The sequence below is a fragment of the Virgifigura deserti genome (assembly GCA_003576685.1).
Taxonomy (GTDB): Bacteria; Pseudomonadota; Alphaproteobacteria; order Dongiales; family Dongiaceae; genus Virgifigura; species Virgifigura deserti.
In genome coordinates this window covers 18,768-40,501 of sequence record QOZR01000004.1, presented here as the reverse complement: position 1 = coordinate 40,501, position 21,734 = coordinate 18,768, and the positions used below count along the sequence as shown (strand labels likewise).

General features: G+C 63.5%; 21 protein-coding genes. 12 read left to right on the top strand and 9 right to left on the bottom strand.

Annotated features, from left to right (window positions below; all coding sequences use genetic code 11):
• Positions 1-18: 18 nt before the first annotated feature.
• The 4 genes from DT069_RS07900 to DT069_RS07885 form a co-directional block, all read right to left on the bottom strand.
• On the bottom strand, positions 19-369 hold the full coding sequence (locus DT069_RS07900; protein ID WP_119459766.1) for a hypothetical protein: 351 nt from the start codon (positions 367-369) through the stop codon (positions 19-21).
• On the bottom strand, positions 366-749 hold the full coding sequence (locus DT069_RS07895) for an EscU/YscU/HrcU family type III secretion system export apparatus switch protein (RefSeq protein WP_425450096.1): 384 nt from the start codon (positions 747-749) through the stop codon (positions 366-368). The genes DT069_RS07900 and DT069_RS07895 overlap by 4 nt, the downstream gene beginning before the upstream one ends.
• Before the next feature lie 464 nt (positions 750-1,213).
• A complete protein-coding gene (locus DT069_RS07890) occupies positions 1,214-2,176 on the bottom strand; it encodes a homocysteine S-methyltransferase family protein (protein ID WP_119459765.1) in 963 nt (320 codons plus the stop codon).
• Between the two features lies 1 nt (position 2,177).
• The gene (locus DT069_RS07885; RefSeq protein WP_119459764.1) at positions 2,178-3,572 is read right to left on the bottom strand and encodes an FAD-binding oxidoreductase; all 1,395 of its coding nucleotides are present in this window, start codon (positions 3,570-3,572) and stop codon (positions 2,178-2,180) included.
• 144 nt (positions 3,573-3,716) lie between these two features.
• On the opposite strand from DT069_RS07885, the gene DT069_RS07880 reads away from it, so the two are divergent.
• Complete coding sequence (locus tag DT069_RS07880; RefSeq protein WP_162913050.1) at positions 3,717-4,754, top strand: GlxA family transcriptional regulator; 1,038 nt, start codon at positions 3,717-3,719, stop codon at positions 4,752-4,754.
• Positions 4,755-5,036: 282 nt separating this feature from the next.
• Here DT069_RS07880 and DT069_RS07875 read toward each other — a convergent pair whose 3' ends face one another.
• The 3 genes from DT069_RS07875 to csrA form a co-directional block, all read right to left on the bottom strand.
• The gene (locus tag DT069_RS07875; protein ID WP_119459762.1) at positions 5,037-5,675 is read right to left on the bottom strand and encodes a VOC family protein; all 639 of its coding nucleotides are present in this window, start codon (positions 5,673-5,675) and stop codon (positions 5,037-5,039) included.
• A 299-nt stretch (positions 5,676-5,974) separates the two neighbouring features.
• Positions 5,975-7,819, bottom strand: coding sequence for a dihydroxy-acid dehydratase (ilvD, locus tag DT069_RS07870; RefSeq protein ID WP_119459761.1), 1,845 nt, complete (start codon positions 7,817-7,819; stop codon positions 5,975-5,977).
• A 179-nt stretch (positions 7,820-7,998) separates the two neighbouring features.
• Complete coding sequence (gene csrA / locus DT069_RS07865; protein ID WP_119459760.1) at positions 7,999-8,217, bottom strand: carbon storage regulator CsrA; 219 nt, start codon at positions 8,215-8,217, stop codon at positions 7,999-8,001.
• Positions 8,218-8,430: 213 nt separating this feature from the next.
• On the opposite strand from csrA, the gene DT069_RS07860 reads away from it, so the two are divergent.
• From DT069_RS07860 to DT069_RS07830, 7 genes are read left to right on the top strand one after another with little or no spacing between them, the layout of a single operon-like run.
• The gene (locus DT069_RS07860) at positions 8,431-8,793 is read left to right on the top strand and encodes a flagellar basal body rod protein FlgB (RefSeq protein WP_425450095.1); all 363 of its coding nucleotides are present in this window, start codon (positions 8,431-8,433) and stop codon (positions 8,791-8,793) included.
• Between the two features lie 30 nt (positions 8,794-8,823).
• Positions 8,824-9,231, top strand: a complete 408-nt coding sequence (flgC, locus tag DT069_RS07855; protein WP_119459758.1) for a flagellar basal body rod protein FlgC — start codon at positions 8,824-8,826, stop codon at positions 9,229-9,231.
• Between the two features lie 52 nt (positions 9,232-9,283).
• Complete coding sequence (gene fliE / locus DT069_RS07850; protein WP_119459757.1) at positions 9,284-9,595, top strand: flagellar hook-basal body complex protein FliE; 312 nt, start codon at positions 9,284-9,286, stop codon at positions 9,593-9,595.
• 39 nt (positions 9,596-9,634) lie between these two features.
• On the top strand, positions 9,635-9,901 hold the full coding sequence (fliQ, locus tag DT069_RS07845) for a flagellar biosynthesis protein FliQ (RefSeq protein WP_119459756.1): 267 nt from the start codon (positions 9,635-9,637) through the stop codon (positions 9,899-9,901).
• An 8-nt stretch (positions 9,902-9,909) separates the two neighbouring features.
• On the top strand, positions 9,910-10,674 hold the full coding sequence (fliR, locus tag DT069_RS07840) for a flagellar biosynthetic protein FliR (protein WP_119459755.1): 765 nt from the start codon (positions 9,910-9,912) through the stop codon (positions 10,672-10,674).
• Between the two features lie 15 nt (positions 10,675-10,689).
• Entirely contained in the window at positions 10,690-11,772 is a 1,083-nt protein-coding gene (flhB, locus tag DT069_RS07835) for a flagellar biosynthesis protein FlhB (protein WP_119459754.1), read from the top strand.
• 34 nt (positions 11,773-11,806) lie between these two features.
• Positions 11,807-14,371 (top strand): PAS domain S-box protein, encoded by a 2,565-nt coding sequence (locus tag DT069_RS07830; RefSeq protein ID WP_425450094.1) that lies wholly within the window; start codon positions 11,807-11,809, stop codon positions 14,369-14,371.
• Between the two features lie 933 nt (positions 14,372-15,304).
• Here DT069_RS07830 and DT069_RS07825 read toward each other — a convergent pair.
• Positions 15,305-15,523, bottom strand: coding sequence for a hypothetical protein (locus DT069_RS07825; RefSeq protein WP_119459752.1), 219 nt, complete (start codon positions 15,521-15,523; stop codon positions 15,305-15,307).
• A gap of 55 nt (positions 15,524-15,578) precedes the next feature.
• Positions 15,579-15,911, bottom strand: a complete 333-nt coding sequence (locus DT069_RS24920) for a hypothetical protein (protein WP_425450093.1) — start codon at positions 15,909-15,911, stop codon at positions 15,579-15,581.
• A 139-nt stretch (positions 15,912-16,050) separates the two neighbouring features.
• Between DT069_RS24920 and DT069_RS07815 the strand changes: the two genes are divergently transcribed.
• From DT069_RS07815 to DT069_RS07800, 4 genes are all read left to right on the top strand, one after another.
• Positions 16,051-18,429: a PAS domain S-box protein gene (locus DT069_RS07815; protein WP_162913049.1), complete on the top strand. Its 2,379-nt coding sequence runs from the start codon at positions 16,051-16,053 to the stop codon at positions 18,427-18,429.
• 543 nt (positions 18,430-18,972) lie between these two features.
• Positions 18,973-19,527, top strand: coding sequence for a TRAP transporter small permease subunit (locus tag DT069_RS07810; protein ID WP_119459750.1), 555 nt, complete (start codon positions 18,973-18,975; stop codon positions 19,525-19,527).
• Positions 19,528-19,537: 10 nt separating this feature from the next.
• Complete coding sequence (locus tag DT069_RS07805) at positions 19,538-21,067, top strand: TRAP transporter large permease (protein WP_119459749.1); 1,530 nt, start codon at positions 19,538-19,540, stop codon at positions 21,065-21,067.
• Between the two features lie 88 nt (positions 21,068-21,155).
• On the top strand, positions 21,156-21,722 hold the full coding sequence (locus DT069_RS07800; RefSeq protein ID WP_119459748.1) for a DUF1993 domain-containing protein: 567 nt from the start codon (positions 21,156-21,158) through the stop codon (positions 21,720-21,722).
• Positions 21,723-21,734: the final 12 nt, after the last annotated feature.

Genomic DNA, 21,734 nt, shown 5'->3' with positions numbered 1-21,734 from the left:
GATCGCGATGCCGCCGGCCTACCGCTCGCCGCCGTAGGCGGCGACGGCACGTCGCCGCATGCTCGTCTGACCGAGCCGCTCGACGATCTCCGACTGCCGCGACCGCATCTTCTGATCGAGCCGGCCAAGGTCGTCGAGCAGTGCCACCAGGGCCGGCTGGAGCTCGGCCCCGCTCGCCTGCGGGAGGGCGCTGGCCGCGCTGCAGCATGCGCTGATTCTGGCTTCGAGCTGTCCGAGCTCGATATGCTGGCCCTCGACAAAGAGGCGATGAACCGCGTCCACCAGCGTCGACAGCCGGCGGATCTCGTCCTTCAGCTCGGCAATTGTGGCCCCTGGCGTGACCTGGGGCGTGGTTCCTGTCTCGGTCATTGCGGCGCCTCTTGCTCGGGCGCCAACGCCGATGCTGTCCCGGCTGGACCTTGGGAGTTGGCGCGATAGACGTAGGAGAGGATTTCGGCGACGGCCGCGAGGGCCTGCAGCGGGATCTCGGAATCCACCTCGACCGCGGCGAGGATCTCGGCCAGATCGGCATCGGCGCGGACCCGCACGCCTCTCTCGAACGCGATGCCGAGGATCTGCTCGGCAACCGGGCCGCGGCCCGAGGCAACGATTCGCGGGGCTGCTCCGCCGTCCGCGCCTTGATGAACCGCAACGGCGATCGATCGCCGCCCGCAGCCCGCAGGACTACCGGGGGCCGGGTCGTGACTCCGGGCAGAGGGCCCGGCGCTTGGTCGTTTCGAGTCGGGCAAGAGCGGGATCCGGCGCTTCAGGTAACCGTCGCCGCGGATCCTTTCAGGATATGATTAATTTTGAGTTTAGAGTGCCTATCCTCACTCCGAGCTCGCGAGCAACCTTTCATTGTCATGCCCGGACTTGATCCGGGCGTCCATCGTGCCGTGGCCTCATGGACTGCCGGATCAAGTCCGGCAATGACACGAAAAGGCAAGCGGCGACGAAGCGCCTCGAACTCTGCCTCGGACGCTCTTAGAGCACGATCCGATCAGATTGAAACTACCTGATCGGTGAATCGTCCTCTTATTCAAATAATTAGGGTCAGGCCCCATAAACTGAGCGAAAGACTCGGATGACGGCTTCGAGCCCAAAGCCGGCCGTAACACGAGAGAGGCAGCACGACAGTTGCAATGTCGGCTGGAAGCGGGCATGAGGCATCTGGTATTTCGCCTCAAACGGGAATTCTGGACTCTGCCGAGCATCAGGCTATTTGCTCGAGTAGACTTGGCCTCAAAGCTTTTGCGATCTCGCGCAGATGCTCGTCGCCCGTGCCGCAGCAGCCTCCGAAAATGTCCATATGCGGGTACCGGGCATGCAAGTCGCTTAGCTGCGTTGCAAGCTCGACCGGATTTCCGTCTTCGAGATGGACCAGTTTGCACAGTGCGACTTTTTCCATCTTCGACGCGTTTGGTCGGACGCCGCGCAGCCGCCTGGTCCACGCGCCATCGTCGAGCGCAGGCTCATATTCCAACGGATGAGAACAGTTCACCAGGTAGTAGTCGGGCGCATCAAGCCCGGCTTGCGCATCGATCTCGGTGATTGCTTCGCCAAGAGTTGGGCCGGACTTGAGGCGATGGGTTCTATCGAGCGTTAGCGCAACTGAGAGCGGAACGCCGATCCGCGCAGCGGCGCGCGCGGCGCCGACGGCCTCCGGGATGTTGTTGAAGGTCATCGCGCAGGCAAAATCCACCTGCGCCCGTTTCAGCGTGTCAAGCTGAACCGCGTGATACTCCTCGGCGCTTTCGGCGGTTATATCGCGGTTCAGCCTGTAGGCGTCGCCACGCGGGCCCAGGATTCCCCCGATCAAAAGGCTTGGGATCTGGTCGCGATAGTCGTCTGCGATCTCCTGCAGAAAGGCGATGGCCGCGATGTTGGCATCTGCCAGCGCCGCCGCCGAATAGCCCAGTTTGGCGCCCCAGTCCGGGCTCGCTCGATAGTCGAGCCCGGATAGCAGGAAACCGAGGCCCAACTCAGCTGCCACATCCAGTTGTGCGCGGAACATGTCGCGCATGGCGGTGACAGCGCTTGGGATGTCAAGCAATGGGAACATGGCGAATTCGGGCAGTTCGAACCCATGACGATACATGATTTCGGTTTCGGACCCGCCTTCGGTCAAGAAGACTGTGCCCGACCCGGCTACGGGAAGTGGTGACGGCGCGCGCATGTCAAGCCCTCGGTGCGATGTTCTGGTTGAAGCGGAACCGGTTTTCAGGGTCGTACTTCGTCTTGATTTCCACAAGACGCCGGTAATTCGATCCAAAACTGGTACGGGTCAGCGCGGCACCGTCTTCGCCGTGGCCGGGGAAGTTGAGATAGACGCGGCCGTGATGGCCGAAGCGCTCCGACGCCGTCCAACCATCGCGGGCCCAGGCAATGTTCGCGGCGTCTTCGCCAGGATCGGACCAAACACCGTCCAGAGAATACATCCACCCCATGGTCCGGTCGCCGAAGGCCGTTGCCTCGGCCGGGACCTGCGCCGTCGCCCCACCGAAATTCCACAGAGACGACAGCGTATTGTCCGAGGGTGCGGCCTTGGCATTCTGCATTGCGAGGTCAATCATCTCGTCGGTCAGGCCGGTCAGATACCGCGCTTTCCAGTAGCAACGGAAATCGCCTGATGGCATCAACCTGTCGAAGAGCTGCTGAACATCGCAGTAGTCCATCCGACTGGAAAAATCGGTGACCATGGTTCCGAGTTCGCGCAAGGGCTGAAGCAACGTCTCGCCTTCCGCGGCATCGCCGTTATAGACGCAAGCCAGCGTATAGACGCGCTTTCCCCGATACTTTTTGGGGAAATCCTCGCCGCCGGCAGTGGAGAACTCGCAGAGCGATCCGACACGATCACCATGCTTGGCCAGAAATTCGCGCCACGCGCGGATCGGGCCGGGGCCGTCGTCGAGGGCATATATCGGGGCCGCGAACATCACTTCAGGGCCGATGGGGTGAAGCGCGAATTCGAACCGAACGACGACCCCAAAATTACCGCCCCCGCCCTTGAGCGCCCAGAGTAGGTCGGGGTTTTCATCGTCACTGGCACGGACAAGCACGCCATCTGCCGTGACCACATCTGCCGCGATCAGATTGTCGACCGAAAGTCCGTGCTTGGCGCGCAGCCATCCGATCCCGCCGGACAGGGTCAACCCGGCCACGCCAGTCTCCGAGATGAGACCGCCGGGCGTCGCAAGGCCATGCGCCTGGCTGGCCTTGTCGACATCGCTCCACAGGGCGCCACCTTCAACGACAGCGACGCGCGCCTCGGCATCCACTGTGACGCCGCGCATAAGCGACAAGTCGATCATTACGCCTTCGTCGCAGACTGCGTGACCCGCCACATTGTGGCCGCCGCCACGGATTGCTATGGGCAGATCCTGCGCCACAGCCAGCGATACGGCCGCTATCACGTCATCCACGCCCTTGCAGCGCGCGATAAGCGCCGGGCGCCGGTCGATCATGGCGTTCCAGACCATTCTTGCCTCGTCGAACCCCGGGTCGCCGGGTAGAAACATCTCTCCGCCAAAATCTTCAGTGATTGGGTTGAGAGCCGTTCTCAGATCGTCCATTTCAAAACTCCCTTGCAGCGTTGCGATGAGGCTATGGCGGCCTCAGCGGTCGGGGCAGTGGCGATCTGGTCATGAACGGGTCATACTGGACAGGCGACTAGGGCATACGCGCCAATACCGTGCCAAAATGGTCAGAAGACCGCTGTGAACAGTTCGAAAAAGCCATTGATCGTGTTGCTGGCGGAGCCGGAAACCTCGGCCTCGGTCCTCTACGGCCTCTATGACGTATTGCTATCAGCCGGGGCGGTATACACCGATATGGTCGCCGGCATGCCGGGGCAGGAATTGCTGGAGGTCAAGATCGCCTCGGCGGACGGCAAGGCGTTTCACTGTTTGGGCAATATCCCGGTCGAGCCGCACGCAGCCATCGACGATTTGGACAAGGCGGACGCCGTGATCGTCTGCGACATGTATACGTCGATCTATGATGTGCCCACGGGCCGCTACCCACGAGAGGCGGCCTGGCTGAAGAGACTCCATCGAGACGGGGCGCTCGTCTGCTCGGTTTGTTCCGGGGCTCTCCTGATCGCCGAAACCGGCCTCTTGAATGGGCATAGGGCGACGGCCCATTGGGCCTATCGAAACATGTTCCAGCGCAACTATCCCAAAATCGTATTTCGCAACGAGTCCGTCCTTTGCCTTGAGGCGGAAGGCGACCGCATCGTGACCGCAGGCGGGGTCAGCGCCTGGCATGATCTGGCGGTCTATCTGATCGCCAGATACTGCGGATATCGGCAAGCGATCGAGACTGCGAAAGTATTCCTGATCAGCGGGCATTCCGAAGGCCAATCCCCTTATGCGGTCATGACCCGTCCAATGGCGTCGGAAGACGGGCCGATCTCGGATTGCCAAGCCTGGATCGCCGACAACTACGCAATGGCCAAACCGGTGGAGCGAATGGTCGAGCGATCCGGTCTGAATGCGCGCACCTTTTCGCGCCGTTTCAAGGCGGCCACGGGCTTTGCGCCGATAGAGTACGTGCAGGCATTGCGAATCGAAGAAGCGAAGCAAATGCTGGAGACTGACACTCTGTCGGTCGACGAGGTCGGCTCTTCGGTCGGATATGATGACTCGGCCTCTTTTCGGAGGGTCTTCAAGCGTGGCGTAGGATTGTCACCATCTGCTTACAGGAAGAAGTTCCAGCGTATCTCGCAGATCGCCAGACCGCTCGAGGTTCACTAATTTCGCGCTGTGCCACGCAGCGAACCGCGCCTCGCCCTATATTCACGTGCCACGTGTCGCGATGCGCCGGAAGCGGACGTTTCAGCCTGCTATGCGGACAGTCCGGACATCTGACAAATTGCTCGGATGTCCGGTGTAGGTGTCAACGGTGCATCAGGCACGGTCGTCTGCGGGTCAGTTCGCGCCCACAACCGGTGCGAGAGCCAACGCCGCCTCACAATAGCAGGCCAGACAACCATCCACGATCAGCTCAGCGGGATCAATGCGGAACCCGTGACTGGGTCAGGTCAGCTCTTTCAATCCGGTCGGTGTCTCGATTTGTGCCCGGTAGCAGACGTTGGGGCCCGGGGCGATCGCAGGCGGATGATCGATGGAGAGTTCACGATACAGCGTCTCGATGGCAGCAGGATTCGGATGTTCGAGAGTGAGCGAACGGAGGCGCGCACCTAGATCAGGAATTGAGGCCATCGATGTGGGTTCGCCTCGGTGGTCGATGATCGAGGGGGCCGCGCCGTCGAGGGAGAGCGAGCCATCCTCGGGGATGGCAAAGTCGAAAGTCGGGTTGGCGGCCGGAAGGGGAACCTTATCGCCGAAGATCGCGCGGCGGGTTGAAACAACGGAATCTATAGCACCCGTGCTGGCAACCCACCCTCGCAGGCGCCGACCTTCGTTCCAGTCCGATCTAACTTTTTCTTGATTGTCGAGACCGAACCAACGTGGCCGGCTGGGCTTGGTACCGTCCGGGTCGAGCGCTACAATCTCCAGATAGACGTTGTTTCCGAGCTGAAGCCGGTGATTGTGGGTGCCCATGTAATCGTGGCGTGTCCCGAAAGGTGCTTCGAGGTCGAGGCAATTTTGGACATGCGACACCCCTTCGATCAGCGTTGGGGCTATAACGGTGATATGGTCAAGCTTCAGCACGTGCGGAGAACTCCAATGCCGCCCAGAGAGTCCATGTGATCCAATCTGCCGCGAAAAGCAAAGGCAGCTTCGGGCGCGAAGGCAACATAACTCTACCCGCTTGTCTGCACCCTCAGGGCGTACGCGCAAGCTAACTGACGTGCAAGAACGCTTGTTTTTGACATTGCCTCGAAATCCACAGTGGTCGCCGAAACTTCACGGGTCAAAACCCCTTGCCAAGACCCCGCCGAGTAAGGCGCAACTGTAATGATAGAGACTGATTCACCGATCACATCGCTTCGATGTGATCGGATCAGGCCCTAGTCGGGAACATGACGGACCGCCCCTTTGGCGGCGCTCGTCGCCATCGCCGCGTAGGCGCGCAATGCCGTGCTGACCTTGCGGGTGCGTCGCTCCACCGGCTTCCAGGCAGTGCCGCCGCGCGCTTCCATGGCTGCGCGCCGGCGGGCGATCTCGGTGTCCTCGACGGCCAGATGGATCTTCCGGTTCGGTATGTCGATCTCGACCAGATCGCCGTTTTCGACCAGACCGATCAGTCCGCCCTCTGCCGCCTCCGGCGAGGCATGGCCGATGGAAAGCCCGGACGTGCCGCCTGAAAAGCGGCCGTCCGTGATGAGCGCGCAGGCCTTCCCGAGTCCCTTCGACTTGAGATAGCTCGTGGGATAAAGCATCTCCTGCATGCCCGGTCCGCCGCGCGGCCCCTCATAGCGGATGATGACCACGTCGCCCGCCTTGACCTTGCCGGACAAGATGCCGCTCACCGCGGAGTCCTGGCTTTCGAAGATGACGGCGGGGCCCGAGAAGACCAGAATCGACTCGTCCACGCCCGTCGTCTTCACGATCGAGCCGTTTTCCGCGAGATTGCCGTAGAGCACCGCCAGCCCGCCGTCCTTGGAGAAGGCGTGTTCGGCCGAGCGAATCACGCCCGCTTCCCGATCCAGGTCGATAGCCTCGTAACGGCGCTCCTGGCTGAAGGCCACCTGCGTGGGCACGCCGCCGGGAGCGGCGCGGAAGAATTCGCGGACGCCGGCGCTTTCGTTGCGCATGATGTCCCATTGCTCGAGCGCATGACCGAGCGTTTGTGAATGCACGGAGCCGACCGACGTGTCGATCAGCCCGGCCCGGTCGAGTTCGCCGAGGATGGCCATGATGCCGCCGGCGCGGTGCACGTCCTCCATATGCACGTCGGACTTCGACGGGGCGACCTTGCAGAGCACCGGCACGCGGCGCGACAGGCGGTCGATGTCGGCCATGGTGAAATCGAGCTCGGCTTCATGCGCGGCGGCCAGCAGGTGCAACACCGTGTTGGTCGAGCCGCCCATGGCGATATCCAGCGTCATTGCGTTCTCGAAGGCGGCAAAGCTCGCGATCGCGCGCGGCAGCACGCTCCCGTCGTCCTGCTCGTAGTAGCGGCGGGCCAGATCGACGATCAGATGCCCAGCCTCGATAAAGAGCCCTCGCCGGTCGGCATGCGTGGCCAGCATCGAGCCGTTGCCGGGAAGCGACAGGCCGAGCGCCTCGGTGAGGCAGTTCATCGAATTGGCCGTGAACATGCCCGAGCAGGAACCGCAGGTCGGACAGGCCGAACGCTCGATGGCCTTGATCTCTTGATCGGAAACCTTCTCGTCGGCGGCCGCCACCATCGCGTCGACGAGATCGAGCGCGACCTCCTTGCCTTTCAGCAGAACCTTGCCGGCCTCCATCGGCCCGCCGGACACAAAGACGGTGGGAATGTTGAGCCTGAGCGCCGCCATCAGCATTCCAGGCGTGATCTTGTCGCAATTGGAGATGCAGACCATGGCGTCGGCGCAGTGCGCGTTGACCATGTACTCGACCGAGTCCGCGATCAGCTCGCGCGAAGGAAGGGAATAGAGCATGCCGTCATGCCCCATGGCGATGCCGTCATCCACCGCGATCGTGTTGAACTCCTTGGCGACGCCGCCCGCCGCCTCGATCTCGCGTGCCACAAGCTGACCGAGATCCTTCAAATGCACATGGCCTGGCACGAACTGCGTGAAAGAATTCACGACCGCGATGATCGGCTTGCCGAAATCGCTGTCTTTCATGCCTGTGGCGCGCCAAAGGCCACGGGCACCGGCCATGTTGCGGCCATGGGTGGTGGTGCGGGAACGATAGCTTGGCATGAGAAAGTCCTGTTGCCCTGCTTTGACCTGAGCCCTTTATCGCCTCCGGTCACGGCTGGAGTCCAGGGGTATGCCCGGGATGTGCCAAGGGGGCAGGGGTGTAGTTGTGCTCCCGTCCGGCCCGCAGCGTCCTCGGCCTGCTCTGCCTCGCCGTGGCCCTCGAACGGCTCAAGCCATAGTTAATCCTGCTTGAACGCCTCGACGAGGCGGGCGCCGGCCTCGGTCGCGGCCTGATTCTCGGCCTGAATGCGATCGAAGATCTCACGCCGCAAGACGCTGGCTTCGGGCGGGAAGGTGAACCCCAGCTTGATCGACTTGCCCCGAACCTCGACCACCGTGACCTCGATGGATTCGTTGATGACGATAGATTCACCAACCTTGCGTGTGAGATAGAGCATCGTCAGGTCCCGCCTATGGCCTTGCCAAAGATCACGATGTCCCTTGGCGGCCCCCCAATCCCGTATTTCTAGCGGGTTTACCCTTCTTTAACAAGGCGAACTGATACTGGGTGCAGAGAATCAGCCGTATTTCGGCCGGGAATCGGCCGTTTACCATCCGGAATTGTGATGAATCTTAACAAACTTCCGCTTTTCGAAATGATGACGCGGCGGATGTCTTGGCTGAATCAGCGCCAGGAGGTGCTGGCGCACAACATCGCTAATTCCGATACGCCGGAGTTCGTGCCGCAGGACCTCGAGCCGATGGATTTCCGGCGGACGCTGAACCGGGTCCAGCCGGTGATGCCGGAGCGGACCGATCCGGTGCATCTTGTCGGCACCCGGCCGATGCCGAAGCCGTTCCACGAAGAGGCGCAGCGCGAACGCTATGAGACCGCGCCCGCCGGCAACGCCGTCGTGCTCGAGGAGCAGCTCATCAAGGTGACCGAGACGCAGATGCAGTATCAGCTCGTCACCAACCTCTATCGCAAGCATGTCGGCATGATCAAAACCGCGCTCGGCCGCACCGGAGCGTAATCGCCGCGGTTCGACGGAAGGAAACGGCCCATGGATCTAGTAGACGCGCTTCATATCTCCGCCTCCGGAATGAAGGTGCAGGGCTTTCGGCTGCGTATCATCGCCGAGAACCTGGCCAATGCGGACTCCGTGGCCCAGGCGCCTGGCGCCGACCCTTATCGCCGCAAGGTCGTGACCTTCCGCAATCACCTCGACCGGGAGCTTGGCGTCGAGACTGTCGGTGTCGACAGCATCAACTATGATCAGAGCGAGTTTCAGAAGCGCTTCGACCCGAACCATCCGGCGGCGGACGCCGACGGCTATGTTGAACTGCCGAACGTCAACAGCCTGATCGAGATGTCGGACATGCGCGAGGCGCAGCGCAGCTACGAGGCGAATCTGAAGGTGATCGAGTCGTCGCGCACCATGTTGCAGCGAACCATCGACATCCTGCGTTAGGCCGATCCAGCTTGAGCCTGAACGCCGTAGCCGCACCCTGCAGGAGCAGACAATGAAGTCCAGCTTTGCAAATGCCGTCGCCGCCTACAACGATGCCGCGAAGGCCCTCGGCGGCCCCGCCCTCGAGCCGCGGTCGGAGGCGAAGAACTCTCCCTTCGCCGCCATGCTGAAAAACGAGACCGAGACTGCCATTGCGACCGGGGAGACCGGCGAGCAGACGAGTCTGAAGGCGGTCGCCGGCAAGGCCGAACTCAGCGAGGTCGTGACCGCCGTCACCAATGCCGAGGTCACCCTGCAGACCGTGGTCGCGATCCGTGACCGGGTGATCCAGGCCTATCAGGACATCCTGCGGATGCCGATCTGACGACCCGACCAGGGGAACGGGGCCAGTGGGACGGGACCGGTGAACGAGGCTGACGTCCTCGAGGTCGCGCGCGAGGCGATCATCGTCATGATCAAGATCAGCGCGCCGGTCATGATCATGGCGCTGATCGTCGGTCTCGTCATTTCCCTGGTGCAGGCCCTGACCCAGATTCAAGAGATGACTTTGGCCTTCGTGCCTAAAATTATCGTGATATTCGTCTCGATGCTGCTGCTGCTGCCGTTCATGCTGGCGACGCTGACCGGCTTCACCGAACGGCTGATGGAGCGGATCGTCAACCCCGGATAGCCACTCTAATGCTGGATCAGCTTCTGTCGGCGGGGGTGTTCGAGTTCCTGCTCGTCTTCGCCCGAATCGGCAGCGCCGTGATGCTGCTACCCGGCTTCGGCGAGGCCTACGTCTCCCCTCGCATTCGGCTGGTTCTGGCGCTGCTCCTGTCCTTCGTCATCATGCCGCTGGCCGCCGCCGATCTGCCGCCGCTGCCCGACGCGTTGCTGCAGCTCTTCCTGCTGCTCGCCGGTGAGATCGTGATCGGCATCCTCCTCGGCACGGTAACCCGGCTGCTGCTGGTCGGCCTCCTGACCGCCGGCATGATCATCGCGCTTCAGATCGGTATTGCGAACGCGCTCGCGAACGATCCCGCCTCTGCCCAGCAGGGATCGATCATCGGCAACTTCCTGATGGCGCTGGGCGTGATCCTGATTTTCGCGACCGACCTCCATCACCTGATGCTGCGGGCGCTGATCGACAGCTACAGCCTGTTCCTTCCCGGGGTGCCGCTCCAGCTCGGCGACATGGCGGCGTTGATCACCCGCATCGTCTCGCTCAGTTTCGTGCTGTCGATGCAGATCGCGGCGCCCTTCATCCTGATCGGGCTGATCTTCTATCTCGGCCTCGGCCTCCTCGCCCGGCTGATGCCGCAGGTGCAGGTGTTCTTCATCGCCATCCCCTTGCAGATCCTGCTCGGGATGTTCGTCATGATGCTCGGCACGTCCGTCGCGATGCTGTGGTTCCTGCAGCGGTTCGAGGGCACGCTGACCGGCTTTCTCGCACCCGGATGAGCCTTGGACTGAAGGATGGCCGAAGAGCAGGACGACTCCCAAAAAACCGAAGACCCGACGCAAAAGCGCCTCGACGAGACGCGCGCCAAGGGTCAGGTCGCCACCTCGCGCGAGGTCAACCACTGGTTCATGATCCTGGCGGGGACGCTGATCGTGCTGCTGTTCGCGCCGACGATGCTTACGGATATCAAGCGGATCCTGACGCCGTTCCTCGAGATGCCTCATGCCGTCCCGGCCGATTTCGAGCATTTGCGGCTGACTCTGATGCGGACGATGGGCGAATTGGCGCTCGCCTGCCTTTTTCCGCTCATCCTCCTGATCGCGGCGGCGATCGGCGCGAACCTGTTTCAGCACGGCTTCCTGCTCTCGGCGGAGCAGATCAAGCCGAAGCTGGAGAAGATCTCGCCGCTGCAAGGGTTCAAGCGCCTGTTCTCGATGCGCTCGCTGGCGGAGTTCGTGAAAGGCATCGCGAAGCTGGCGATCGTCGGTGCGGTATGCGCGATGCTGCTGTGGCCGGTGCAGCGGGACGTCGCCAATATCGCGACGCTGGAGATGGTTCAGCTGCTCGACCTGCTGCGGTCCCTGGCGGTGCGCCTTCTGGTCGGCGTGCTCGCGGTCATGACCGTTATCGCCGGCCTCGATTTTCTCTATCAGAAGTTCGAGCACTTGAAGCGGCTGCGGATGTCCAGGCAGGAATTGAAGGACGAGTTCAGGCAGTCGGAAGGCGATCCGTTGATCAAGGCCCGCCTGCGCCAGATCCGGATGGAGCGGTCGCGGCGGCGCATGATGGCGGCGGTGCCGGAGGCCGACGTCGTCGTGACCAACCCGACGCACTTCGCCGTCGCCCTGAAATACGACCCGGAGAACATGCTGGCGCCCCGGCTCACGGCCAAGGGCACCGACAGCCTGGCGCAGCGCATCCGCGCGGTCGCCGAGGCGAACGAGGTGCCCGTCGTCGAGAATCCGCCGCTGGCGCGCGGCCTCTACGCGACCGTCGAGCTTGACGAAGAGATTCCGGCGGAACATTACAAGGCGGTTGCCGAGATCATCGGCTACATCATGAAGCTGAAGCGCCGGCGGTTGCCGGCAGCGACCTGATCGCCGAGTCGGCGCGACCTGGGGTGAAACAAGTATGGCACGAACGGGTGATCGACATAGCCTCGCCCCCTGTGGGAGAGGGGGACTTTGGCGGGCTTCCGGTTGTTGGCGGGCCGTCCGCGCGGTCATTCTCGGTCTCCTCGTCTGCCTCTGGGCAGCGCCGGTCACGGCGGCGCCCGAGGCGATCACCGGGGCGCTCACCGGGATGACCAGCGGGACCGTATCGCTGCTGACCGGTGTCGGGCTGATCGGCGTACTGATCGGCGGCCTGATCTGCCTCTTCGCCCATGCGCGCTGCCGGAACGAGCGCGTGCTGTTTCGCGAAAGCCTCGACGCGGTGCCGGCGGCGCGGCAGCTCGTCGGGCCGGACGGCTCGGTCGTGATCGCCAATGGAGCCTTTCGCCGGATGGTGGGGGAGGTGTCGACGCCGACCGCGGTGGCGCTTGAACGGCAGCTCGTCGGCGATTCGGACGGCGGCGAACGGCTGGCGCGCTTGGCGGAGCACGCGGCCGCCGGCATTGCCGGCCATGCGGAGCTGACGGTGAAGAGCCCGACGGGCGACGTCGAGTGGCGCGACGTGATCGCCTTTCCGTTGCCGAACCGGCCCGGCTTCGTACTCTGGGGCGTCGACGACATCACTCCGCGCCGGCAGGTCGAGCAGATCATCCAGAAGGAGCAGGAGCGCTTCGCCGACCTGGTCGAACATGCGCCGATCGGCTTCTACTCGGTCGACGAGGAGGGCCGCTTCCTGTTCGTCAATGAAACGCTCTCCGCCTGGCTCGGCCTCGCCCATGACCAGGTGAACGCGGGGCAGCTTCGGCTGCATGAGGTCGTCGCGGCGCCGGTGCCCGAGGGCACCGCGCCCTATAACCCGTTCGGCGGCGGCGAATCGGTCCTGAGCGGCGAGGTGGTGTTGTGCGGCCCCTCAGGGCGGCGCTTCCAGGCCTATATCCGCCAGGAGGTGGTTCCGGGCGAAGCCGGAAAGGGCCTGCGCACCCGCTCGATCGTGCATGATCTGAGCCGCGAGCGCGAGCTCGAGGCGGCGCTGCAGATCTCGGAGCAGCGCTTCCGCCGGTTCTTCGAGGAGGCCCCCGTCGGCATCGCCCTGATCGACGGCGACGGCCGCATCGAAGAGTGCAACAACGCGTTCGGCGCCATGGTCGAGGGGACCTCCACCCGGCTGCGCAGCGCCGCCCTGATCGATTTCATCGCCGAGGAGGATCGGGCCGGCGTCTCGCAGCGCCTGTCCGACGTCGCCGCCGGACAGCCCCCTGGGCAGCCGATCGATGTCCGGTTGGCCGGAGGACTGTCCAGTGGCGCCGATGGCCGGACGGCGACGCTCTACGCCTCGCGCCGCGAGGTCGGGACCGGCCAGGCGTCGGGCTTGATCGCACACTTCATCGACACCACCGAGCAGAAGAAGCTGGAAGCCCAGTTCACCCAGTCGCAGAAGATGCAGGCGGTGGGTCAGCTTGCCGGCGGCATCGCCCACGACTTCAACAACCTGCTGACGGCGATGATCGGGTTCTGCGACCTGCTGCTGCTGCGCCACCGCGCCGGCGACCAGTCCTTCGCCGACATCATGCAGATCAAGCAGAACGCGAACCGCGCCGCGAACCTGGTACGTCAGCTGCTCGCCTTCTCGCGGCAGCAGACGCTGCAGCCGCGCGTGCTGAACGTCACCGACGTGCTGGCCGAGCTGTCGCATCTGCTGCGCCGGCTGATCGGCGAGAACATCGAGCTGCAGATGACCCACGGCCGCGACCTCTTCCCGGTCAAGGTCGATCACGGCCAGCTCGAGCAGGTGATCATCAATCTCGCCGTCAACGCCCGCGACGCCATGCCGGAGGGCGGCAAGCTGACGATCCGGACCAGCAACGTGACGGTGGCGACGCCGTTCAGCCGCGGCCCCGAAACTATGCCGGCCGGCGATTACGCGCTGATCGAGGTGATCGACACCGGCACCGGCATCGCGCCGCAGATCATCAATCGCATCTTTGATCCGTTCTTCTCGACCAAGGAGGTCGGCTCCGGCACCGGTCTCGGCCTCTCGACGGTCTACGGTATCGTCAAGCAGACGGGCGGCTTCGTCTTCGTCGACAGCAAGATCGGCGACGGCACGGCGTTCAGCATCTACCTGCCGCGGTATGGCGCCGTCCAGGCCGGCGATGCGGCGCGCCGCGAAGGCGCGGGCGAGGCTGCGGGCGGGCGCGACCTGACCGGGATCGGTACCGTGCTGCTGGTCGAGGACGAGGATGCGGTGCGCCTGTTCAGCGCCCGGGCGCTGCGCAACAAGGGCTACACCGTGCTCGAGGCGCGCAGCGGCGAGGCGGCGCTCGAGATCATCGAGGTCCATCTCGATTCGATCGACCTCCTGATCACCGACGTGGTGATGCCGCGCATGGACGGGCCGACCCTGATCCGCGAGGTCCGTGGGCGTCGGCCCGAGATGAAGGTGATCTTCATCTCGGGCTACACCGAGGATGCCTTCCGCAAGCGGCTCGACGAAGACGATGACATCCACTTCCTGCCGAAGCCCTTCAGCCTGAAGCAGCTCGCCGGCAAGGTGAAGGAGGTGATGCGGGAAGGGGCGGCGTGACGTCCCGTGTGGCCGCCCATGGGGCTGCATCGTTGCTGGGGCGGGTTTGAAACCCGGGCCATTAAGCGCCCGGGCCATTAAGCGAATGTGCGGCGGCAACCCGGGCACAGCTTGTTAAGCTCTTTCACCCGCCGTCGTTTTTAACCAATGGACGAAGGGCGCGGCTTTGTCGATTTCATCACAACGAATGTCGCGCCGGCTCGCGGACCTCGTTAGCGAGTTCCCGCCGCAATCCGGCCTACCCGAACAATGACGCCCCGCCCACGCCGCTTGGATGCGAGCGTGACCAATCCCGTGGCGAAAAGCGCGGCGCCTATAGCTCCCCCGAGCCCGTTGGTGAGCCCGTATCAATTGGTAATCAAAGCCCATGCGCGCGCGTTCCAGCGCCTTCCCCATGAACCAGCGCCGCCATGTCTTCTCTCCGGCTGACAACCGACGCCAAGCCGCTCGCGTCGTCGCTTCCGCCTCGTGCCAGAACCGGACGCCGCCGCTTACCACCGGGAGGCCCGGTAACCGGCCAGACCTCACCGGCAAGGCGGCTTCACCTGCGTCTTGGAACCAAGCGACAGGTGTCCGAAGCGATCTTGACGGCGCTGGGGGATACCGCTCCCTCCCGCGGCACCGAAAAGCAGATGATCGGTCGGATCCTGGATCTGCTTAAGGAGGAGGAATGATCTCAGGTGGGGAGCGATGACGGGCGTGCGGGATACGCTGCATGCCCCCACCTTACCGAGCCGCTCTCGTCCGCTCAGCCCTCAACGTGACTGCGCCCTTTCCGGACAGTTGCGCACGGAAAATCGCACCCCGCGCGAGATTGGGGACATGTTGCGAATTGGATGGCTAGTTCTCTCGACAGCGAAAGCTTGCGAAAGAGCTTGTGAAGGCAAAGCGCAAATATGGGTAAACCGTGCGCCTCCGGTACCACGTGATGGATCAGTCCGACGAATCGGCGACGATGCGGCTGCCCTTCCGCAATGTGACCCGTCGCTCCGGATGTTCGTCTTTCGCCGCCTTGAAGATCTCGCGTGCGAGCTGCGCATTCAAGGCGCGGGCCAGCACCCGCTCCACGGCGGCGGAACCAGTGGCGTGCCACAGCTCGATGAAGTAGGGGAGCTTTTCCCGGCGATGAGACGGAGTGCCAGTCCGTGACATTTTGGCTCTGCCTTCCTTGCTGCGCCTCGACGGAAGGTAGGAGTCCGAGGCCTGGCTAGTGCTGTGGGCCATTCCACCTCGCGACGGTGGTGTTCCTGTGCCGCAGCATGACATATCGGTCCGGGTATTCCCGGGTTGCGGCGTAGAACGCCGCATACCCAATGCTGCCGTTCGCAGTCACAGCGAGCACCTGCTCCACCCGTTGTTTCTTATCGTCCCATAGTTCGACTTTGTAGGGCAGATCCTCGGATCCGGCCGCTGGACGGTCGAAGGGGTCCGGCTTGTGCGGCTCGTCCTCCGGATCGCTTCCCGACACCAGACTATAGGGATAGATTTGCGCCAGACCCGTCGCGGGACCACATTGAAGAGCGTTGGAATCTGTGTGCATTGATCGACCTTGATTGAAATACCACGACGGTAATCGTATGGTATGAGCCGGCTTCGCAACGGATACGGCTCGGCTCCATGATGGGTGTCTTATGCCGCGCCGCGGATGGCGGGATGTAGTTCGAGCCTGGAGGATGCCATTGAACGTCGGCAGAGTGCAACAGGTCTCGGACAATCGTCGGTTTGAGCTTCTGATCGAGGCCCTCTCCGATTACGCGATCTATATGCTCGATTCCGAGGGGTTCATCACGAGCTGGAATACTGGAGCGCAAAAGATCAAGGGCTACAACTCGGTCGAGATCATTGGACAGCACTTTTCGCGCTTCTTCATCCCTGAGGACCAGGTAAACCAGCTTCCCGAGACGATTTTGGCAGCAGCCCGCACCGACGGGCGCTATGAATCGGAAGGCTGGCGGGTTCGCAAGGACGGCAGCCGCTTCTGGGCGAACGCCATCCTCCGGGCGGTGCGAGACGAGCAGGGAGTTCTGATCGGCTTCGCCAAGATCACGCGCGACATGACCGAGCGGGTCGCCGCGCACACCGCATTGCTGGAAAGCGAGCGTCGCTTCCGCATCCTGGTGGACGGGGTGCTGGACTACGCCATCTACATGCTCGACCCAAGCGGCGTGGTGACGAACTGGAACACCGGGGCGGAGCGGCTCAAGGGCTACACCGTCGACGAGATCGTGGGCCAGCATTTCTCCAAATTCTACACGAAAGAGGACCGGGCGGCGGGCCTCCCGGCCCGTGTCCTCGAAACCGCCGCCCGCGAAGGGCGCTATGAATCGGAAGGCTGGCGCATTCGCAAGGACGGCAGCCGCTTCTGGGCGTCGGTGGTCGTCGACGCAATCCGCAATAAGGCTGGCCAACTCCAAGGCTTCGCCAAGGTGACGCGCGACGTTACCGAGCGACGCGCCGCCCACGAGGCGTTGCGCCAGAGCGAGCGGCAGTTTCGGCTGCTGGTGGCGGGCGTGACCGACTATGCGCTCTTCATGCTCGATCCGAACGGCATCGTCACGAACTGGAACGCCGGCGCGCAGCGCATCAAGGGCTACGCGGCCGAGGAAATCGTCGGCCAGCACTTCTCGCGTTTTTATACCGAGCGCGACCGGGCCGCCGGCGCACCCGCGCGGGCGCTTTACACTGCGCTACGGGAGGGACGCTTCGAAGCCGAAGCCTGGCGCGTCCGCAAGGACGGGTCCATGTTCTGGGCTAACGTGGTGATCGATGCGATCCGTGATGAACAGGGCGAACTGGTCGGCTTTGCCAAGATCACCCGCGACATCACCGAACGGCGCGACGCTCAGATCGCGCTCCAGGAGGCACAGACCCAGCGCGCCCATGCGCAAAAGATGGATGCGCTGGGGCAGCTCACCGGCGGAGTGGCGCACGACTTCAACAATCTCCTGATGGTCGTGAGCGGGTATATCCACACCCTCAAAGCGAAAGTCGCTGACGATCCGAGGGCTGCGCGCGCCGCGGAAGCGATCGAGCTTGCCGCCCGGCGCGGCGAATCGCTCACCAGGCAATTGCTGACCTTCTCTCGCCGTCAGACCTTCAATCCGACCGTGCTCAAGATCGGCGAGCGCGTTGAGGCCCTCCGAATCATGTTGGCAGGCTCCATCGGTCGATCGGTGGAGCTGGTGACGACCGTCGGGCACGAGGTGTGGCCGGTGAAGGTCGATGCAAACGAGCTCGAACTCGCAATTGTCAACGTCGCGCTCAACGCTCGGGACGCCATGCCCAACGGCGGCATCATCGCCATTACGGCTGAGAACGCCACCTTGTCGCGCGGAGACACTAATGCAAATGTCGAAGGCGAGTTCGTCGCGCTGCACGTTGCCGACACAGGCGTGGGAATCGCGCCCGACGTGCTGCCCAAGGTCTTTGACCCATTCTTCACCACAAAGCAGGTGACCAGTGGCAGCGGCCTGGGTCTGTCGCAGGTGCACGGCTTCGTCCATCAGTCCGGGGGCACGGTGATCATCGACAGCAAACTTGGGAAGGGGACCACGGTTACGCTCTACCTGCCGCGCACCTATGAGGCCGCCGACGAGGCGCAGGCCGAGCCGGAGGCCGAGACCGCGGGCGACGGGACGGTGCTGGTGGTGGAAGACAATCCGGAGGTGGCGGGAGCCACCGTATCCCTGCTGGAGCAGCTTGGCTACGGCGTGCATACCGTCGTCGACGCGGACGCTGCGCTCGACGTCATTGGTAGGCAAGATTTCGACTTGGTGATCAGCGACATCGTCATGCCCGGCAGCATGGACGGGATGACACTTGCCCGCGCCATCCGCGAGCGCAAGCCGCAGCTCCCGGTGCTATTGGTGACGGGCTACAGTCATCCCGCGGCAAAGTCGGGCACGGAGTTCACGATCTTGCGCAAGCCCTTTCAGCTTGCGGATCTGAGCCGGACGGCTGCGCGCATGATAGCGCAGGCAAAACAGCCTCCCACCACCAATATCGTGCGGCTGCGCGACGTGCGGTCCAGCCCACCTTCGAGGACTGACGGGAACTAGTTGCTGACCCCCGGGTCCGTTTGCCCTTGGCGACGCATTGATGCGCAGGTACTGGTCTTGCGCGGTAGCCCGCACCGATCTGCCGCAGCCGCTGGACGGGCGAACTGGCACGCCGCTTGCCGAACGGGCAATTAGGTGGTCGGCCCCAGGGTGTGATGGCATGATTGAAGCCGCCATCGAAAGGAATCACTAGGGAGCATAAAGACACTATCAGCGGGCGTGGCGCATATCCGCTAAGGGTCAAAGCGCGACGTAGCGGCAGTCAACGCTCCATGTCGGCTGATAGGCCGTATCCTGACTTTCACAGTGGGCAGGCGGTTTCGACGGACTTCACCGATGTTGCACGCTGCGGCGCGTAGCGACCAGAATCTCAGGCCGCCAGAGCGATCGGTGTGGGTCCAAACGCTTCGACGCAGATCGGTGTGGAAAGGGCTTAATGGCCCGGTGTCAAATTCGCCCCTACGGTGCCGGAAAACGAGTCAATCCGTCGGCCCGCTGGTATGATGGCAAATCCGCTTGTTTGCTTCCGGTACCGTTTTCGCCATGTCCGCACTTCTCGCGCTCGCCCGCGCCATCGACGCCCTGAACAGGGGAATCGGCCGCACCGTCGGCTGGCTCATCCTCGCGGCCGTTCTGGTCAGCGCCGGCAATGCGACGATCCGCTACACGCTCGACCGGAGCTCGAACGCCTGGCTCGAGCTGCAATGGTATCTGTTCGCGGCCGTGTTCCTGCTCGGCGCGGGCTACACGCTGCTGAAGAACGAGCATATCCGGATCGACCTCGTCTACGGCTTCTGGTCGCGGCGTACGCAGGTCTGGATCGAAATCTTCGGCACGATCGTCTTCCTGCTGCCGATGGCGATCCTGATCGGCTGGCTCGGCTGGCCGATGTTCGCCGAGTCTTTCGCGCGCGGCGAGATGTCGCCCAATGCCGGCGGCTTGATCCGTTGGCCGGCCAAGCTGCTCATTCCCGTGGGCTTCGCGCTGCTCGCGCTCCAAGGCATCTCGGAGCTGATCAAGCGGATTGCCTTCCTCGCGGGGCGGGGGCCCGACCCGGTGCCGAGGGAACCATCCAACGCCGATAGCGTAATCTCGTGAGGCGCGGACAGTGACGGCGTTCCTCGTCGAGAACATGGCGCCGATCATGTTCGTGGCGCTGGTGGTGCTGCTCCTGATCGGCTACCCGGTCGCCTTCGCGCTCGCCTTCAACGGCCTGCTCTTCGGCGTCATCGGCATCGAGCTCGGGCTGCTGCCGCCGCAGCTGTTCCAGGCGCTTCCCGACCGCGCCTTCGGCATCATGTCGAACGAGACGCTGCTCGCCGTGCCCTTCTTCACCTTCATGGGCCTCATCCTCGAGCGCAGCGGCATGGCCGAGGACCTGCTCGACACGGTCGGACAGCTCTTCGGGCCGATCCGCGGCGGGCTCGGCTATGCCGTGGTCGTCGTCGGCGCGCTGCTCGCCGCGACGACGGGCGTCACCGCCGCCTCGGTCATCTCGATGGGGCTGATCTCGCTGCCAATCATGCTGCGCTACGGCTATGACCGCCGTCTCGCCAGCGGCACCATCGCGGCCTCGGGCACGCTCTCGCAGATCATCCCGCCGAGCCTCGTCCTCATCGTGCTGGCCGATCAGCTCGGCCGCTCGGTCGGCGACATGTATAAGGGGGCGCTCTATCCCGCGCTGCTGCTCGCCGGGCTCTATGCCGCCTTCGTCCTGATCACATCGATCGCCCGTCCGAAGATGGTGCCGGCCCTGCCGCCCGAGGCGCGAACCTTGCGCGGTTTCGCGCTGCTCCGGCGCGTGGTCCTGGCGCTGATCCCGCCGCTCGTGCTCATCTTCCTCGTGCTCGGCACGATCTTCATCGGCGTCGCCACGCCGACTGAAGGAGGCGCCATGGGCGCCACCGGCGCGCTGGCGCTGGCGCTCATCAACCGGCGCCTGAGCTGGAGCGTCCTGACCCAGGCGATGGACCGCACGGCCCGGCTCACCTGTTTCGTGATCTTCATCCTCGTCGGTGCGCGGGTCTTCAGCCTGACCTTCTACGGCGTCAACGGCCATGTCTGGGTCGAGGAGCTGATGACCGGCCTTCCCGGCGGCGAGGTCGGCTTCCTCATCGTCGTCAACATCCTCGTCTTTCTGCTCGCCTTCTTCCTCGACTTCTTCGAGCTCGCCTTCATCATCGTGCCGCTGCTGGCGCCGGCCGCGGCGGCGCTCGGCATTGACCTCATCTGGTTCGGCGTGCTGCTCGGGATCAACATGCAGACCTCCTTCATGCATCCGCCGTTCGGCTTCGCGCTGTTCTATCTGCGCTCCGTCGCGCCCGCCGCGGAGTATGTCGATAAGGTCACCGGCCGGCGCATGCCGGGCGTCTCGACCTGGGAGATCTATATGGGCGCGGTGCCCTATCTGGTGATCCAGGTGATCATGATCGGCATCGTCATCGCCTTCCCCTGGCTGGTGCTGCACTACAAGGACGGACCCTCGACCGTTGATCCGGCCTCCATCCGAATCGAGATCCCGATGGAGCAGCCGGGCGACCTCGCGCCGCCCCAGTTCGGAACGCCGGATTTCGGCACGCCGCCGGATTTCGGTGCCCCGCCGCCCCCCGATTTCGGATCGCCGCCGCCAGAACAGTAGGGGCGGGTTTCAAACCTGGGCCACTAGGTTGTAGACTCATAATCAGATAAATTGTGGCGGGGAAGTTCCCAGCGGGCTAGACCGTGTCATGACGATATCCCTCTACGACCTTAGTGTGCTCACGTTTCTGCAAACCATGCGCGCGGTATCAGGCGTCCTCGACCGCGCGACCAAGCATTGCGCCGAAACCGGCGCTGACTCGAACGATTTCGTCCGCGCCCGCCTCTACCCCGACATGGCGCCTTTCCATTTCCAGATCGAAGCTCTGAAGAATCATGCCGTATGGGGGCTGGAGGCCGTCAAAACGGGCGTGTTCGCTCCACCGCCTCTGGTCGGAGCGATGCCTTTCACTGACCTACGGGCCATTGTCGGCGAGGCAGTAACGGCGCTGGAGGCATTCACCCCCGAAGAGGTCAATAGCTGGTCCGGCAAGGATCTGGACATTGCTGTATTCCGTCCGGTTGACGAGGAAAGCGCCTCCACTTCGGCCTGGGCCGCTCGGACCCTAGCTCTCACCTCAGAGACCTTCCTCCTCTCGTACTCGATTCCCAACTTCTATTTCCACGCCGTTACGGCCTACAACATCCTGCGCACACGAGGCGTGCCGATCGGAAAGGGCGATTACGAGGGCCGGCTGCGCACTAGGACGGCCTAGCCCGTAGGTTCA